This is a genomic window from Mycobacterium sp. Marseille-P9652 (genome assembly GCF_902652685.1).
In the GTDB taxonomy this organism is placed as follows: domain Bacteria; phylum Actinomycetota; class Actinomycetes; order Mycobacteriales; family Mycobacteriaceae; genus Mycobacterium.
In genome coordinates, this window is record NZ_CACRUY010000005.1 from 78,183 (window position 1) to 93,839 (window position 15,657).

17 protein-coding genes are annotated in these 15,657 nt (G+C 69.2%); 12 read left to right on the forward strand and 5 right to left on the reverse strand.

Features of this window, described 5'->3' with window-relative positions:
- Nucleotides 1-222: 222 nt before the first annotated feature.
- Nucleotides 223-1,449 (reverse strand): amidohydrolase family protein, encoded by a 1,227-nt coding sequence (locus tag GPY60_RS04980; RefSeq protein ID WP_156686527.1) that lies wholly within the window; start codon nt 1,447-1,449, stop codon nt 223-225.
- A gap of 206 nt (nt 1,450-1,655) precedes the next feature.
- Here GPY60_RS04980 and GPY60_RS04985 point away from each other — a divergent pair, with 206 nt between their 5' ends.
- The 3 genes from GPY60_RS04985 to odhI all read left to right on the forward strand — a co-directional run bounded on the left by GPY60_RS04985 (nt 1,656) and on the right by odhI (nt 4,979).
- Nucleotides 1,656-2,357, forward strand: coding sequence for a class II aldolase/adducin family protein (locus GPY60_RS04985; protein ID WP_197283532.1), 702 nt, complete (start codon nt 1,656-1,658; stop codon nt 2,355-2,357).
- Nucleotides 2,358-2,473: 116 nt separating this feature from the next.
- Nucleotides 2,474-4,411, forward strand: a complete 1,938-nt coding sequence (asnB, locus tag GPY60_RS04990) for an asparagine synthase (glutamine-hydrolyzing) (RefSeq protein ID WP_156686529.1) — start codon at nt 2,474-2,476, stop codon at nt 4,409-4,411.
- Nucleotides 4,412-4,550: 139 nt separating this feature from the next.
- A complete protein-coding gene (odhI, locus tag GPY60_RS04995; protein WP_156686530.1) occupies nt 4,551-4,979 on the forward strand; it encodes an oxoglutarate dehydrogenase inhibitor Odhl in 429 nt (142 codons plus the stop codon).
- 47 nt (nt 4,980-5,026) lie between these two features.
- Here the strand turns inward: odhI and GPY60_RS05000 are convergent, their stop codons facing one another.
- Entirely contained in the window at nt 5,027-5,635 is a 609-nt protein-coding gene (locus GPY60_RS05000) for a hypothetical protein (RefSeq protein WP_156686531.1), read from the reverse strand.
- Between the two features lie 108 nt (nt 5,636-5,743).
- Between GPY60_RS05000 and GPY60_RS05005 the strand changes: the two genes are divergently transcribed.
- On the forward strand, nt 5,744-6,862 hold the full coding sequence (locus tag GPY60_RS05005) for a M20/M25/M40 family metallo-hydrolase (protein WP_156686532.1): 1,119 nt from the start codon (nt 5,744-5,746) through the stop codon (nt 6,860-6,862).
- A gap of 209 nt (nt 6,863-7,071) precedes the next feature.
- Complete coding sequence (locus tag GPY60_RS05010) at nt 7,072-7,314, forward strand: hypothetical protein (protein WP_156686533.1); 243 nt, start codon at nt 7,072-7,074, stop codon at nt 7,312-7,314.
- On the opposite strand, the gene GPY60_RS05015 is transcribed toward GPY60_RS05010, so the two are convergent.
- Nucleotides 7,311-8,066 (reverse strand): class I SAM-dependent methyltransferase, encoded by a 756-nt coding sequence (locus tag GPY60_RS05015; protein WP_156686534.1) that lies wholly within the window; start codon nt 8,064-8,066, stop codon nt 7,311-7,313. The two genes, GPY60_RS05010 and GPY60_RS05015, sit on opposite strands and share 4 nt — an antisense overlap.
- A 157-nt stretch (nt 8,067-8,223) precedes the next feature.
- On the opposite strand from GPY60_RS05015, the gene GPY60_RS05020 reads away from it, so the two are divergent.
- From GPY60_RS05020 to GPY60_RS05030, 3 genes are read left to right on the forward strand one after another with little or no spacing between them, the layout of a single operon-like run.
- Nucleotides 8,224-9,240 (forward strand): GHMP family kinase ATP-binding protein, encoded by a 1,017-nt coding sequence (locus tag GPY60_RS05020; protein WP_156686535.1) that lies wholly within the window; start codon nt 8,224-8,226, stop codon nt 9,238-9,240.
- On the forward strand, nt 9,228-9,845 hold the full coding sequence (locus tag GPY60_RS05025; RefSeq protein WP_197283533.1) for a D-sedoheptulose-7-phosphate isomerase: 618 nt from the start codon (nt 9,228-9,230) through the stop codon (nt 9,843-9,845). The genes GPY60_RS05020 and GPY60_RS05025 overlap by 13 nt, the downstream gene beginning before the upstream one ends.
- A complete protein-coding gene (locus tag GPY60_RS05030) occupies nt 9,846-10,406 on the forward strand; it encodes a D-glycero-alpha-D-manno-heptose-1,7-bisphosphate 7-phosphatase (protein ID WP_156686537.1) in 561 nt (186 codons plus the stop codon).
- On the opposite strand, the gene GPY60_RS05035 is transcribed toward GPY60_RS05030, so the two are convergent.
- Nucleotides 10,378-11,190, reverse strand: a complete 813-nt coding sequence (locus tag GPY60_RS05035) for a WecB/TagA/CpsF family glycosyltransferase (RefSeq protein ID WP_231639340.1) — start codon at nt 11,188-11,190, stop codon at nt 10,378-10,380. The genes GPY60_RS05030 and GPY60_RS05035 overlap by 29 nt on opposite strands.
- Before the next feature lie 198 nt (nt 11,191-11,388).
- On the opposite strand from GPY60_RS05035, the gene GPY60_RS05040 reads away from it, so the two are divergent.
- Genes GPY60_RS05040 through GPY60_RS05050 form a run of 3 tightly spaced genes read left to right on the forward strand, consistent with a single transcriptional unit; the run spans nt 11,389 to nt 13,757 of the window.
- On the forward strand, nt 11,389-12,381 hold the full coding sequence (locus tag GPY60_RS05040; protein ID WP_156686538.1) for a GNAT family N-acetyltransferase: 993 nt from the start codon (nt 11,389-11,391) through the stop codon (nt 12,379-12,381).
- A 20-nt stretch (nt 12,382-12,401) separates the two neighbouring features.
- Complete coding sequence (locus GPY60_RS05045) at nt 12,402-13,076, forward strand: DUF5642 family protein (protein WP_156686539.1); 675 nt, start codon at nt 12,402-12,404, stop codon at nt 13,074-13,076.
- Between the two features lie 27 nt (nt 13,077-13,103).
- Nucleotides 13,104-13,757, forward strand: a complete 654-nt coding sequence (locus GPY60_RS05050) for a DUF5642 family protein (RefSeq protein ID WP_156686540.1) — start codon at nt 13,104-13,106, stop codon at nt 13,755-13,757.
- Here the strand turns inward: GPY60_RS05050 and GPY60_RS05055 are convergent, their stop codons facing one another.
- Complete coding sequence (locus GPY60_RS05055; RefSeq protein ID WP_197283534.1) at nt 13,758-14,354, reverse strand: alpha-ketoglutarate-dependent dioxygenase AlkB family protein; 597 nt, start codon at nt 14,352-14,354, stop codon at nt 13,758-13,760. It abuts the gene before it with no gap.
- 67 nt (nt 14,355-14,421) lie between these two features.
- Between GPY60_RS05055 and arcA the strand changes: the two genes are divergently transcribed.
- Nucleotides 14,422-15,633, forward strand: a complete 1,212-nt coding sequence (gene arcA, locus GPY60_RS05060; RefSeq protein ID WP_156686542.1) for an arginine deiminase — start codon at nt 14,422-14,424, stop codon at nt 15,631-15,633.
- Nucleotides 15,634-15,657: the final 24 nt, after the last annotated feature.

Genomic DNA, 15,657 nt, shown 5'->3' on the forward strand with positions numbered 1-15,657 from the left:
AGTTCATTGAGTGATCTGAAGATCCTGGAGTCGGCACTTTGAGCGAATCAGCTAATGAGAAGCGGCGGATGGCCGGGCGAACCGGCTGACCCCTGTTCCGGTTGCGTTGGGGCGAGGATGTGGAGCTGACGGCCTAGCTTGGCGCCACTGACCGCAAGCCGGTATAGCAGCGGCCGCACCCGTCCTGATTAGGTCTCGACCAGCCGGCAAGTGCTTTGAGAATCAGACCGGGACCGTCGGCAGTGCCTCAGGCAAGCCGAGCATCTCGATGGCGTTGCCCCGGATGATCCTGTAAATCTCCTCCGCGGATAAACCTTCGAGCGCTTTCTGCGCGTAGGCGCGCGAATTGGGGAACGTCGAGTCGTTGTGTGGGTAGTCCGTTTCGAAAGTGATCTGATCGACGCCGATGTAGTCGCGCACTTTGACACCGAAGTCGTCGGCGAAGAAGCACCCGTACACCCGCCCGCGGACGTAGCTGCTCGGCGGTTGGGTGATGGAGGGGTCCAACCGATCCGTCGCGGTGTTGCGGTGAAAGATGCGGTCCATCCGCTCCAGAAGGAAGGGCATCCAGCCGATCTGGCTCTCGGACAACGCCATCTTCAGGCGCGGAAACCGCGCCATCACCCCCGACATCAACCAATCGGCAAGCGCCATCTGGCTATTCAGGTTGGTCAGCGAAACGGTGACAGCGGGTGGGGCGTCCGGGGAGCTCGTCGGGAATTGCGACGACGAACCGATATGTATGCAGACCACGGTGCCGGTGTCGTCGCATGCCTGGAAGACGGGATCCCAATACCGCTTGGCGTCGTGGATACTCGGCAGCCCGATCGCCGCCGGCATCTCCGAGAATGACACGGCTCGTACACCCCGTGCAGCGTTGCGATAGATCTCGGCCGCGGCGGCCCGCGGGTCCCACAACGGGATGAGGCAGAGCGGGATCATGCGTCCGCCGCTGTCGCCACACCACTCCTCGACCATCCAGTCGTTGTAGGCGATCACGCATGCCATGGCCAGCTCTTTGTCGTGTGCTTCGTTGAACGTCTGACCACAGAACCGGGGAAAGGTGGGGAAGCACAACGAACGCTCGACGTGGTTGGTGTCCATATCGGCCAGCCGTTCCGGCAGCGAGAAGTAACCGCGCCGCATCTCCGCGAAACGCACTGGGGCGCTGCTCATCTCCGCGGGCGGCTTACCCGCGCACGCCGTTGCCCCGCAGATGACGACCCGCAGATCTTCGAAAGCCCAGAAGTCGGTGTGAGGGCCGTCGGCCGCGGGCCGAAACGGCCAGTGCCGACCCTCGGGGTGGTATTCCCACGGCAGGCTCACCACATGGGGTGCGGATTCGCGGAACCTGGAGGGCAACCAACGCAGGAACAGGTCAGGGGGTTCGACGACGTGGTCGTCGACCGAGATGATCGGCGGGATTTCCGGAAGCTCGGTCTCCGTCATGTTCCCTCCTTCGAGCCGGTTCAGCGTCCCGAACGCGGCTCAGGATCGGACAGCGCTTACCCCTATTTCTATAAAATAGTTATTATTAGCTTTCATGGCTACCGTGATGCGGATGCTGACCGGCCGAACCCCGGGGGTGATCCATGGGATCCGTTGAAACGCTGCGACAAACCGGCCCCGAAGCGGCCAAGGCGATCGCGCCGCCGTTGCCCGACCTCACACCGGCGCAGGAGTTGGCGCTGCTCGCACGGTGCCTGTTCTCGGAGGGTTACGACGATCACCTGGCGGGACACATCACCTACAAGCAGCCCGACGGAACACTGCTGGTCAATCCCTTCGGCCTGACCTGGGACGAGTTGCGGGCCAGCGACGTGATGCGGATAGACGCCCAGGGCAATGAGATCGAAGGCAAGTGGACGGTCACACCGGCGATCACGCTGCATCTAGCCATCCACGCCGTGCGAGGTGACATCACGTTTGCCGTTCACAACCACCCCCGCTGGTCGACGATCTGGGCTGACCTGGGACGCGCGCCGGACATCTTCGACCAAACGGGTGCGCAGTACGGCGGCGACGTCGCCGTCTATTCCGAATACGACGGTCCCGTCAACGATCCCGCCAATGCGGCCGCGGCGGCGAGGGCGATCGGTGACGCCAACGTGTGTCTGCTGGCCAATCACGGCGTGATCGTGCTCGGCTCCAGCGTGCAGGAAGTGTATTTGCGCGCGATGTCGTTCGAGTGGCGCTGCCGCCGCGCCTGGGAGGTGGCGGTGGCCGGAGGCGGACGGCCCATGGACGCTCGCATGGCCGCGCAGTTTGGGGCGCTGTTCTCGAAAACCTCGTTCCCTGGCCTCTTTGCGGCGATGTCGCGCCGCGAGCTGCGACGTGACCCGATGCTGCTGGACTGAGAGAACTGGTTGCCCCGTCGGCCCAGGTGGTGAATTGCCTACACCCGCGTTTCCCGGTGGGGCAGGATGATCCCGACCGAACGGGGGCTGGCCCCCCGCCCTGACGGGAGGCGACCATGTGCGGATTCGTAGCCGGTCTGCTTCGCGACGCGGCGGACCCCGAGCGCGTCGACCGCGCGCTCGAGACGCTCCACCACCGGGGCCCGGACGCCGTCGGCCAATGGATGTCGCCTGATCGGCGCTGGTTCCTCGGCCACACGCGCCTCTCGATCATCGGACTGAACAACGGAGACCAGCCGATCGCCAACGCGGCCGGTGACGTCCAGATCGTCGTGAACGGCGAGCTCTATGGATACCGCGCGATTCGCGACCGCCTTCGCGCAGAGGGCTGCGCGTTCACCACCGAATCCGACAGCGAAATCGCGCTGCACCTCTACCTGCGCGAGGGCATGACCATGGCGCGCCACCTGCGCGGCGAGTTCGCGGTCGTCATCGCCGACCGCCGCAACCGGGCGATGCTCGCAATCCGCGACCGCTTCGGGATCAAGCCGCTCTTCTACACCGTGCACCGCGGGAACGTGTACTTCGCGTCAGAGGTGAAGGCGCTGCTCGCGCTCGGCATTCCCGCGCGGTGGAACCGCGAGGCGGTGCTCGGCGAATGCTTCCACTTCCGCCCGCACTCGCGCTCGGTCTTCGACGGCATCTACTCGGTTCCGCCGGGCCACTATGCGATCGCGCAACACGGCGAGGTGAGCACTTACCCGTACTGGGACCTGGAATTTCCGACCGCGGCCGAGATCGCGGCCGACGACCGGACCGACGCCGAGGTCGTCGCGGGCTTCCGCGACGTGCTCGACGACGCCGTGCGCGAGCGCCTGATCGCCGACGTCGAGGTCGCAAGCTATCTGTCGGGCGGGATCGACTCCTGCTCGGTGCTGGGCCTGGCCCAGCTGCACCTGGACCGTCCCATCCGCGCGTTCACGCTCTGCTTCGAGGACGCGGCCTACGACGAGTCGGGGTTCGCGCGTGCGCAGGCCGAGCGCTCGGGATCGAGCTTTCACCCGGTGCCCGTGCCCCCGCGCGCCCTTGCCGAGGCGTATTCCGACGCCGTCTGGCACGCGGAGACGCCGTTTGTGAACGCCCACGGTGTGGCGAAATTCCTCCTGTCGCGCGCGGTGCGTGACGCGGGCATCAAGGTGGTGTTCACGGGCGAGGGGTCGGACGAGATGCTCGCGGGTTATGCGCCCTTTCGCCGGGACGTCCTCCTCTACAACAGCGCGAGCCAGGAACCCGAGATCGTCGCGAAGCTCCTCGCGGAGATGCGGGAGTCGAGCTCGAACCGCGCCGTGCCGATGCTCACCCCGACCGAAGACGCACCGATCCCGCAGCTGGATACCGTCGCGCGCCGGCTCGGCTGGATTCCATCCTGGATCAAGACGTTCGGCGCGACGGGCGCGCAGGCGACCGAGTTCTTCAGCGCGGGCATGGCCGAGAGCGTCGCCGGGATCGATCCCTACGAGCTGACGCTCTCCCGGCTGCCGGTCGACGAGCGGCTCGCGGGCCGCGATCCACTCAACCAGGCGCTCTACCTCTGGTCGCGGATCCATCTGCCGAACTTCATCCTGACCTTCCTCTCCGACCGCATGGAGATGGCCCACTCGGTCGAGGGCCGCCTCCCGTTCCTCGACCACCGCGTCGCCGAGTACGCAGCCGGCCTGCCGATCCACATGAAGATCAACGGCATGCGCGAGAAGCACGTCCTGCGGGAGGCGACGCGCGACGTGCTGATCGAGCCCGTCTACAACCGCGAGAAGCACCCGTTCGTGACGCCGCCCGCCAAGGTCGGCGAAGAGGACGCGATGCTCGAGCTGATGGGCGACGTCTTCGCCTCCCGGCTGCTCGACGAGCAGCCGATCTTCGATGCGGCCGCGGTCCGCAAGCTGTTCGCCTCGCTGCCCGAGCGCACCCCGGATGAGCGCACGGCCCTCGACGGGCTGTGGAACCGCGTGCTGAGCTTCACATTGATGCACCAACGGTTCTCAATGACGGGTTGAAAAGTCGGTCAGGTCGCCCGGGGCGTAGAACCGCCAGAACCCGGGTATTGCTTGCTTACGGGTTTTGATATGCCCAAGTACGAGGAGCCGTCCAGGTGGGCTGGCGCGATGCAAACCGGGCGAGCGGTGGAACCAACACATGAACCGCGACGACGACCGAAGACTGACTGAAGCGGTCGGGGAAACCACTTCAGACTTCGGCGACCAGCTTCTTGACGATGTCGAAGACGGTTCGGCCGCACCCGTGGCGGAGACCGCGGAAGCGTTGCCGAGCGGGTCGGCGTTGCTGATTGTCAGACGTGGCCCTAACGCCGGTTCTCGATTTCTCCTCGATCAGCCAGTCACCTCGGCGGGACGCCATCCCGACAGCGACATTCTTCTCGATGACATCACCGTGAGCCGCCGTCACGCCGAGTTCCGCCTCGACGAGGAGGGTAACTGGACCGTCGTCGACGTAGGCAGCCTCAACGGCACCTACGTCAACCGTCAACCGGCGGACTCAACGGTGCTGGCCAACAACGATCAGGTGCAGATCGGTACGTTCCGGCTGGTTTTTCTGACCGGATGATCCTCGCGTGTGTGCGGGCCGTCGGTTCGCGGCCGACGGCCCCTCATCTAGGGCGCGATGTACCCCCGCGGCAGCACGGAGAAGTCGACGCACGCCGCGGCCAGCAGATCCCCGAGCTGCGCCGACACCGGCGCCCGCAGTTGCAGCAACGCGCCCGCCGACGGCGCCTTCAGGCTTGCGACGTTGCGGTTGAACATCAGGTTGAGGGCGTCGGACTCGATGTCACTCCAGCCGGTGTGCACCGTCATCAACGTCAGCACCCCGATCTCGTCGCCGCCGGGGGAGAGGATCGGATGCCGCCAGGCGGAGTCCGCCTTGAACCCGGTGTGCGGACGGATCACCGCGAGCACGGCGCCCGCGCCGTCCTCGATGCGCGCCGCGCCGTCGGCCGGGGCGATGCGCCCCACCGGCCTGCCCTGGCTGGCGACCGTGGTCGTCGAGGCCACCGCGATCGCGAGTTCGTCGCCCGCAGCGCCGGTCAGGGTGTAGTCGCTTTTGCCGCCGTTCTTGAACCCGAGAAGCACAGCGGCGCCGCCCTTTTGCTGCGCGTGCGCGAGCTCGGTGCCGTCGGGGGTGGTGAGCTGCAGACGCAGCGCGTTGGACATCGACCTGCTCACCTGCGCGGCGACCGCGACCGCGTTCCCGAGAATCGGCATGGCGGCATAGTAGGCGCGCGGCGGCGGCCATGCACCCACGACGAGTCGCGCCCCGCCTTTCGGGGTACTGCTGCCGGTGTCCGCACGGCGACGAAGGGAAGGGAACCCATGGCCGACTCCACCGATGGCCTGCTGCAGGAACTGCTGTGGGCCTACGGGCCGTGCGGCCAGGAGGAAGCGGTGCGGCAGGTGTGCGCCCGCGAACTGCAACCGTTCGTCGACGACATCTGGATCGACGCCGCGGGAAACCTGATCGGCTACATCGCCGCGGACGAATCAGCGATGACGAACGATCAGCATCACCGGTCGACCGTCACGGCCGGGTTGGGGGGCGCCACCCGGGTGATGGCGCACATGGACGAGCTGTCCATGCTCGTCAAGCGGGTCGAGCCCGACGGCTCGCTGCACGTCACGCAGCTGGGCACCATGTATCCCGGCAACTTCGGCCTCGGCCCGGTCGCGGTGCTCGGGGAGCACGAGACGTTCACCGCGGTGCTCACCCTCGGGTCCGAGCACACCACCAAGGAGAGCCCGCGGATCTGGCAGACCAAGCCCGATCAGGGCGACCAGGCGCTCGACTGGAGCCACGTCTACGTCTTCACCGGACGCAGCCGCGAGGAGCTCGACGCCGCCGGGGTGCGGCCCGGCACCCGGGTGTGCGTCGACCGCAGCAAGAGAACGCTCGTCGAGTTCGGCGACTACGTGGGCTGCTACTTTCTCGACGACCGGGCCGCCGCGACCGCCCTGCTGCGTGCCGCCCGCCGACTGCGCGAAGGCGGCCAGCGTCCGGCCGAGGACGTCTTTCTGGCGTTCACCACCAGCGAGGAGATCGGCGGTGTCGGCGGAACCTATGCCAGCGCCACGCTGCCCGGCAGCCTCACGCTCGCCCTGGAGGTCGGACCCACCGAGCAGGAGTACGCGACCACCGTCAGCGGCGGCCCGATCGTCGGCTACAGCGACGCCCTGTGCATCTACGACAAGGACGTGGCCGACCGGCTGATGCAGATCGCCACCGACCGCGGGCTGTCCCCGCAGGCGGCGGTGCTGGGCGCCTTCGAGTCGGACGCGTCGCACTCCAAGGCCAACGGCGTGACGCCGCGCGCGGGGCTGCTGTGCCTGCCGACGCTGAGCACGCACGGCTATGAGGTCATCGCCCGCCGGGCGATCGACGACATGGCCACCGTGATCGTCGACTTCCTTCTGGATCCGACGCGGAATACGCCGTAAACGTCGCCATTTATACCAGTCGATTTCGAGCTGTCAAGAAATTCTCAATGCAAATTTAGATTGCGCGGCATCGGCCGCGCCCACCGTCTCCACCAGCGGCGCAGGGCTTTTCGCGCGACGCTGATGCCGGCCCAATAACTGCCTGAATATTCACTGAAGACCGGCGTGGCGCTATCAATATCGCCGCGCGCCGCTTCTACTGTCGATGCATGCATACCGAGTACTACTTGCAACGAATTCCCGTCGAATCGGTGCGGCCCGGCTTTTCCCTGGCCATGCCGCAAGACGGCGACTACCGCCTCTTCCGCGTCGACTGCAAACAGATGTCCGAGCGCGCCGGACGACCGGTGATGGTCACGCTGACGGCGGAAGGCGGCCGCCCCTGGGTCGTCGAGCTCGAGGCGGGCACGCCGGTGGTCCGCCTGCTCGCCGTCTGCAAGGCGGCGTCCTAGCCGGCGCCCTGCGGCTTCGTGGCCGCGACGAACTGCAGCGCGCGCTGCGTCTGCTGTTCGATGTCGCCCAGGCCGGCGCCCGTGAACAGGTCGACGAACGCGTGGCGGTCGAACATCGTCAGCCCGATCACGCGCGCGCCGGAGGTCAGTGCGTACCGGACCGGCGGCAGGTCCGGGGCGAAGCTCGTCAGGATCGCGATGCGCCCCCCGGGCCGGAGCACCCGCACCATCTCCCGGGCGACGCCGAACGGTTCGGGTATGAGGTACAGCGCACCGAAGCAGCAGACGGCGTCGAACGTCGCGTCGGCGAACGGCAGGCTGCGCGCGTCGCCGCGCACGTAACAGGTCCGCGGCCCGCTGTTGTCGTGCACCGCGCGCGTCAGCATCGGCTCGGAGATGTCGAACCCGACCGCCAGGCCGCCGTCCGGCAGCTCTTCGGCCAGCGGCCCGGTGAAATTGCCGGGGCCGCAGGCGACGTCGAGTAGCCGCCGCGCCGTCGACAGGCGCAGGGCCGTCGCCGCGCGGCGCTGTTCGGCGCCGGTGGTGACGCCGCTGGCGACGTAGAACGACGTCGGGCGCCACAGCCGCTCGTAGACGGTCGCGACGAACGGACTGTTCATCGCGCGCTGGGCGAACGTCGGCACCGGAGCGCTCGTCGATTCCCCGAGCACGTCGAGGAAACCGTGGCGCAGCGCGGCGGACTCGGTGAGCAGACCGCGGGTTGACTCGACCGGATCGGGGCTCAATGGCATGGCTTTCGTTGCGGCCGCTTCGTGCGCGGGTGACCTCTGGGCAGGCTAGCGGATCGCCGAAAGTCCGCTGGTAAAACTGTTATTCTGTGCCGGTTCTGTGATGGACGCTGAATCACCGACGATGGGGATTGCACGTGGCGCGTCGGAAGCCGACCCGGTGACACGCCCGCGCATTCGCGCCCGCGCCCCGCTGCGAATCTCGTTCGCGGGCGGCGGCACCGACGTCCCCCCGTTTCCGGCCACCGAGGGTGGCTGCGTCCTGTCGGCGACCATCGACCGCTACGCGCAGGGATCGCTCTCCCCGCGCACCGACCGCATGGTCACCATCGAGTCGGTGGACTTCAAGACCACCCACGAGATGACCCTCGACAGCGAAATCCTGTACGACGGCAGCCTCGACCTGATCAAGGCCGCGGTGCGCCGGTTCGGCCGAGAGGGCACCGAGGGTTACGACCTGGTGTTGCGGTCCAGCGCGCCGCCCGGCTCGGGGTTGGGTTCGTCGTCGACCATGATGGTCGCCCTTACCGGCCTGCTCGCCGACCACTACGGCGTGCCGCTGGGGGAGTACGAGACCGCGCAGCTGGCGTGCGCCATCGAGCGCGAGGACCTGGGCATCACGGGCGGCATGCAGGACCTCTACGCCGCCACGTTCGGCGGATTCAACTTCATCGAGTTCACCGACCACGTCATCGTCAACCCGCTGCGCATTCGTGACGAGATCGCCTTCGAGCTCGAGCTCAGCCTGCTGCTGTGCTTCACGGGCATCACCCGTGACTCCGCGCGGGTGATCGAGGACCAGACGCGCCGCGCCACCAGCGGCGCCGACGACACCCTCGCCGGGCTGCGCGCGCAGAAGGAACTGGCGGTCGCGATGAAGGCCGCGCTGCTGCGCGGAAAGCTCAACGACTTCGGCGCCCTGCTGGGCGAGGCGTGGATCCAGAAGAAACGCATGTCGCCCTACATCAGCAACGAGCGCATCGACGAGCTGTACGACCTGGCCCTGCGCAACGGCGCGCTGGGCGGCAAGATCACCGGCGCCGGCGGTGGCGGCTACATCCTGCTGTTCTGCGACTTCGCCCGGAAGCACCGCCTGATCGAGAGCCTCGAGGCCGCGGGGGGCACGATCACCGAATTCGCCTTCGAGAGCAAGGGATTGACCACATGGGTGGCATGAGCAGCTCGGACGTCGTGACGCCGAGCGTGGAGCTGGTTCAGGAAAGGCTCGCGCAGGCGATCGCGGTCAAGCAGGAGATGCTCGCCGGCGCGTGCCTGGCGCAAACCGTCGACGTCGCGCAGCGGATGCTCGACTCGCTGCGCGCGGGTGGGAAGGTGATCTTCTTCGGCAACGGCGGGTCGGCCCAGGACGCCGGGCATCTGGCCGCCGAGCTCATGGGCCGCTTCGCCTTCGACCGCCCGGGCCTGGCCGCGTTCAGCCTTCCGGACGCCACCGCGGCCATGACGGCGATCGGCAACGACTACTCCTACGACGAGGTGTTCGCCCGCCAGGTGCTGGCCGCCGGCCGCCCCGGCGACGTCGTCGTCGGGCTCACCACGTCGGGCAACTCGCCCAACGTCGTGCGGGCGCTCGAGGCGGCCGGCCGGGCCGGCATGACCACGGTGGCCCTGACCGGTGCGCGCGGCGGCAAGGTGGCCGACGTCGCCGAGATCTGTATCCGGGTGCCCAGTGAGGACACCGGGCGAATCCAGGAAGCCTGCCTGCACCTGGGCCATTCGATGTGCGAGATGGTCGAGGCGGCCCTGTTCCCGCGACCGTCGTAAATGGCGCCTCTCGCCCTGCGCGGGGTGAGCACCGTCTTCCTCGACCGGGACGGGACCATCAACGTCAAGGCCCCCGAAGGCGAGTACATCCGGTCACCGGAGGAAATGGTCCTCCTGCCCGGGGCGGCCGGGGCGGTGGCCGCCCTGAACGCCGCCGGCCTGCGCACGATCCTGATCACCAACCAGCGGTGGCTTTCTCAACCGTCCGCGGACCCGGCCCGCTACGCCGCCACCCACGATCGCCTGGCGGAACTCCTCGCCACAGAGGGCGCGCGACTCGACGCGGCCTACCACTGTCCCCATGCGGCGGACAGCTGCGACTGCCGCAAGCCGCTGGCCGGCATGTTGCTGCGCGCTGCGGCCGAACACGGCGTGGACCTCGGCCGCTCGGTGATGATCGGCGACAGCCCCGCCGACGTGGCGGCGGGCCGGGCGGCCGGGGCGGCGACCATCCTGCTGGGCCCGGCCGGCACGCCGACCGACGGGGCCGACTTCGTGGTCCCAGACCTCGCCGCCGCCGCGCGACTGATCCTCAGCGCCCGTGAGGCCGGCCACGCCTGAGCCGGTGGGCCAGCGACCGGGCCAGCAGGGCCAGCGCGAACGGCAGGTCGTCCCACAGATACCGGCGGGCCAGGCGCCGCGGCTCGAGCGCCAACCGGTGCACCCACTCCAGCCCCAGCCGTTGCAGCACCGGCGACGCCCGCGGGACGATCCCGGCGGCCATCGCGATGCCGCCGCCGCAGGCCAGGAACCAGGCGCCCGGCAGTTCGGCGCGTAGCCGCTCGATGAGGCGTTCCTGCCGGGGGAAGCCCAGGCCGACGAACACCAGGTCGGGTGCGGCCGCGACGACGGCGGACACCGCCTGCCGCGTGCCCTCCTCGGTGGCGTCGAAGCCGAACGCCGGCGACTGCGTGCCGGCGATGCGCAGGGTGGGGAATCGCGCGACGAGCTCCTCGGCCGCCTTCCCCGGTACCCCCTCGGCCCCTCCGAGCAGGTAGAGCGACTTCCCGTCGGCGGCCGCCGCCTCGCTCAACGCCGTGATCAGGCACGAGCCGGCGACGCGTTCCGACAGCCCCAGCCCCGCGACCCGCGCCGCCCAGGCCAGGGGCATCCCGTCGGCGACGACCAACGATCCGCGGTCGACCAGCCTCGCGAGCGCGGGATCCCGGGAGGCGGCCAGGGCCACATCGACATTCACCGGGATGATGGTTCCGCCGTCACCCCCGGCCCACGCTTTGCGCACGGCGTCGACGACCTCGCGTTGCGGCAGCGCGTCGAACCGGAGGTCGCCGAGCCGGATCCTGTCCGGCCCCATGCCCGTGGGGTTCGGTGGGCTAACGGCCATCCCCCTCCTGTCAGAACTTCGCCGATCATCATGCCGCAGCGTGCTGCTTGCCGCGGCCGGAACGCACGCCATAACCTGGGCAACATCGGCACGGGTGGACGCAGTCGACAGTGGCAACGCAGGCGGGCAGCACATGGCACAGGGGTCAGCGCGACGCGCGGACCGGTGCCGCAATGCCGTGACGGGCGGGCTGACGCAATGGCCGAATTGACCGGCGCGCGCGCGGAAGAGCTTGCGGCGATGGACATCTTCGAGGGATGTCCCCTCGACGACCTGGTGCCGCTGGCGTCGGCGTTGCAACCGCTGCGCGCCGCGGCCGGCCAGGTCTTGATGCAGCAGGGTGAGCAGGCCGTCTCGTTCCTGCTGATCTCGTCGGGCACCGCGGAGGTCACGCACGTCGGCGACGACGGCGCGGTGGTCGTCGAGCAGGCGTCGCCCGGCATGATCGTCGGCGAGATCGCCCTGCTGCGCGACATCCCGCGCACCGCGACGGTCACCACCGCGGAGCCACTGGCCGGGTGGATCGGGGACGGCGACGCGTTCGTCCGGTTGGCGCACATCCCCGGGATCATGCCGCGGCTGCTGCGGACGGTGCGTCAGCGCCTGGCCGCCTTCATCACGCCGATCCCCATCCGCCTGCACGACGGCACCCACCTGATGCTGCGCCCGGTGCTTCCCGGCGACACCGAGCGCACCGTGCACGGGCACATCCACTTCTCCAGCGAGACGCTGTACCGGCGGTTCATGTCGGCGCGTCAGCCCACCCCCGCGTTGATGCACTATCTGTCCGAGGTCGACTACGTCGACCACTTCGTGTGGGTGGTGACCGACGGCAGCGACCCGGTGGCCGACGCCCGCTTCGTGCGCGACGACCGGGATGCCACGGTTGCCGAGATCGCCTTCACCGTCGCCGACGACTACCAGGGCCGGGGGATCGGCACCTTCCTGCTCAACGCGCTGTCCATCGCGGCCCGGCTCAACGGGATCGAAAAGTTCAGCGCGCGAATGCTTTCCGACAACGCACCGATGCGGACGATCATGGACCGGCACGGCGCGGAATGGCAGCGCGAGGACATCGGTGTGATCACCACCGTCATCGACGTACCCCGCAGGCGCGACCTGCCGTTCCGGCGCGACCTCACCGAGCAGATCCAGCGCGTCGCGCGGCAGGTGATCGAGGCGGTCGGCTGAGCCGGCGGGAGGACCGACGAATGCGGCCGTTCGGGGCTGGTTTCGCGGCGTGCCTGGCGCTGGCCGCATGCACGCACGCGCCCGCACCCGCGCGGCCGTCGCCCGCGTCGAAATCGCCGCGCGCGCAGCACGTTGCCGTCAACCCGGCGCGGATCAAGCGCGTCGTCGGCGACATGCCGCCCGGCTACGAGGTGACCACCGGCGTGCCGGACGCCGCATCGCCGACGGTGATCTGGAGCCTGCCGGGCGCGGCGGCCACCCCGCCGCAGTGCGCCGCGCTCGCCGACCCGGGCGACGGCCGTGGGCACTCCGCCCAGGGCGTGTCCGCCTCGGGCGCGGGCGGCATCGTCCACGCGGTCGTCGTGGCCGTGCCCGCGCCGGCGCAACTGGACCGCGACCTACTCCCGGCGTGCGGTCAGTGGTCGATGGCCGCCGGGCGCACCACCGCCGATGTCCGCCTCGTCGACGCCCCGCACGTCGACGACGCGGACACCGTGGGCATGGTGGCCGAGATCAGGTCATCGGTCGAATCGGGCACCGAAATCGGCTCGCGCACATGGACATTCGTCGCCTACCTGGGTGACTACTACGCCTTCACGACGCTGACCACCGACCCGGGGTCGGCGCTGCCCGCGCTGCCGGCGAGCTACGCCGCCGACTTGCTCGTCAAAACGGTGTCCACGTTGCGCGGCTGAGCCCCCGCCTTGGGTAGATTGGCCACGATGTTCAAGCTGCCGCTCGCGCTCGCGTCCGTGTGCGCGCTCGCCGGCTGCTCGTCGGGCTCCGATCCCGCGGTGAAGGCCGACATCGCCAAGGTCAGCGAGGTGAAGTCGAGCTTCGGGCCCGAATTCAAGGTCACCGACACCAGCGAGCGGGCGATCGACCCGAAACTGTTCTCGGCCCGGAAGCTGCCCGACGGGCTCACCTTCGACCCGCCCAACTGCGGTAAGGCGGCGGTGGGCCCGGACATGCCGCCTGACGTGCAGGGCAACATGGCCGCCGTCTCGGCCGAGGGCAAGGGCAACCGCTTCGTCGTCATCGCCGTGGAGACCTCAAAAGCCTTGCCCTTCAACGACCCCGGCAAGGAGTGCGCGAAGATCGCGTTCACCGGAGGGGGGGTCCGCGGCGGCATCGAGGTGGTCGACGCGCCGCGCATCGACGGGGCGCGCACCCTCGGCGTGCACCGGGTGTTGCAGGCGGTCCTGCCCGGCGGCGCCCGGACCGGCGAACTGTACGACTACTCCGCGCAATTCGGGGACTACCAGGTGATCGTGATCGCCAATCCGCTGGTGGTGCCCGACCAGCCCGTCGCCCACGTCGACACCGGGCTGGCGCGCGACCTGCTCGTCAAGGCCGTGAGCGCGGTCAGGAGTTAGCTAACGCACGCCGCGGGGCCGGAATTGGATGCTGACGCGCGGCCCCGTCGGCGCCGACGTCTTGGGCACCGAGTGCTCCCAGGTGCGCTGGCACGACCCGCCCATCACCAGCAGGTCGCCGTGCGCCTGCGGCAACCGCAACGACGGCCCACCGCCCCGCCGCCTCATCGCGAAAGTGCGTGTGGCGCCGAGGCTGACGATCGCGACCATGGTGTCCTCGGTGCTGCTGCGGCCGATCGTGTCGCCGTGCCAGGCCACGCTGTCCGATCCGTCGCGGTAGCAGCACAACCCGACCGTGGTGAACGGCTCACCGAGCTCGCCGGCGTAGATGTCGTTGAGCCGCCGGCGCAGCCGCGCCAGCATCGGGTGCGGTGGCTCCTCGACCGTCAGGTCGTGGAAGCTGACCAGCCTGGGCACGTCGACCACGCGGTCGTACATCTGGCGACGCTCGGCCCGCCAGGGCACCTGCTGCAGCAGCGCCTCGAGCAGCTCGTCGGCGCACGTCAGCCAGCCGGCGCGCATCTCGACGAAGGCGCCGTCGCCGAGCTGCCTGCGCTCGGTGTGCTGGAAGAGGGAGCCCTGGACCGCGATCTCCACGCCACCCACCTTATCGCACACTCGTTCGATCCCCGGGCCGGCGGAGCGAGCCGCTACGGTTTGTCGTGTGGGTGTCGTCGAGCTGAGCACCAATTCCGAAGTGGGCGCGCTGCGCGTCGTGATCCTGCATCGCCCCGGCGCCGAGTTGCGCCGACTGCATCCGCGCAACGTGGATCAGCTGCTGTTCGACGGGCTGCCCTGGGTCGCCCGCGCGCAGGAGGAACACGACCAGTTCGCCGAGCTGCTGCGGTCGCGCGGCGTCGAGGTGCTGCTGCTGGCGGACCTGCTGACCGAGGCGCTCAACCACAGCGGGGCCGCCCGCATGCAGGGCGTCGCCGCCGCGGTCGACGCGCGTCGGCTGGGAGTGCCGCTGGCGCAGGAACTCTCGGCCTACCTGCGGAGCCTGGAGCCGGGCAGGCTCGCCGAGGTGCTGATGGCCGGCATGACGTTCAACGAGCTGCCGGCCGACACGCGCACCGACGTGTCCCTGGTGCTGCGCATGCACCACGGGGCGGATTTCGTCATCGAACCGCTGCCCAACCTGGTGTTCACCCGCGACTCGTCGATATGGATCGGCCCGCGGGTGGTGATCCCGACGCTGGCGCTGCGGGCCCGTGCCCGCGAGGCGTCGCTGACCGACCTGATCTACGCGCACCACCCGCGGTTCACCGGGGTGCGCCGCGCGTACGAGTCGCGGACCGCCCCCGTCGAGGGCGGTGACGTGCTGCTGCTGGCTCCGGGCGTCGTGGCCGTCGGCGTGGGGGAGCGGACGACGCCGGCCGGCGCGGAGGCGTTGGCGCGCAGCTTGTTTGACGACGACCTCGCGCACACGGTGCTGGCCGTGCCCATCGCGCAGCGGCGGGCGCAGATGCACCTGGACACGGTGTGCACGATGGTCGACGTCGACACCGTGGTGATGTACGCCAACGTCGTCGACACGCTCTCCGCGTTCACGATCCAGCGCACGCCCGACGGCGTGACCATCGGCGACGAGGCGCCCTTCCGCGAGGCGGCGGCCAGGGCGATGGGGATCGACAAGTTGCGGGTGATCGACACCGGCCTGGATCCGCTGGTCGCCGAGCGCGAGCAATGGGACGACGGCAACAACACGCTCGCGCTGTCGCCGGGCGTCGTCGTCGCCTACGAGCGCAACGTGCAGACCAATGCGCGCCTCGAGGACGCCGGCATCGAAGTGCTGACGATCGCGGGGTCCGAACTGGGGACGGGTCGCGGCGGACCCCGCTGCATGTCGTGTCCCGTCGCCCGCGACGCCGTGTAGCGTCGGCTCGCCGAGTCTGCAGTG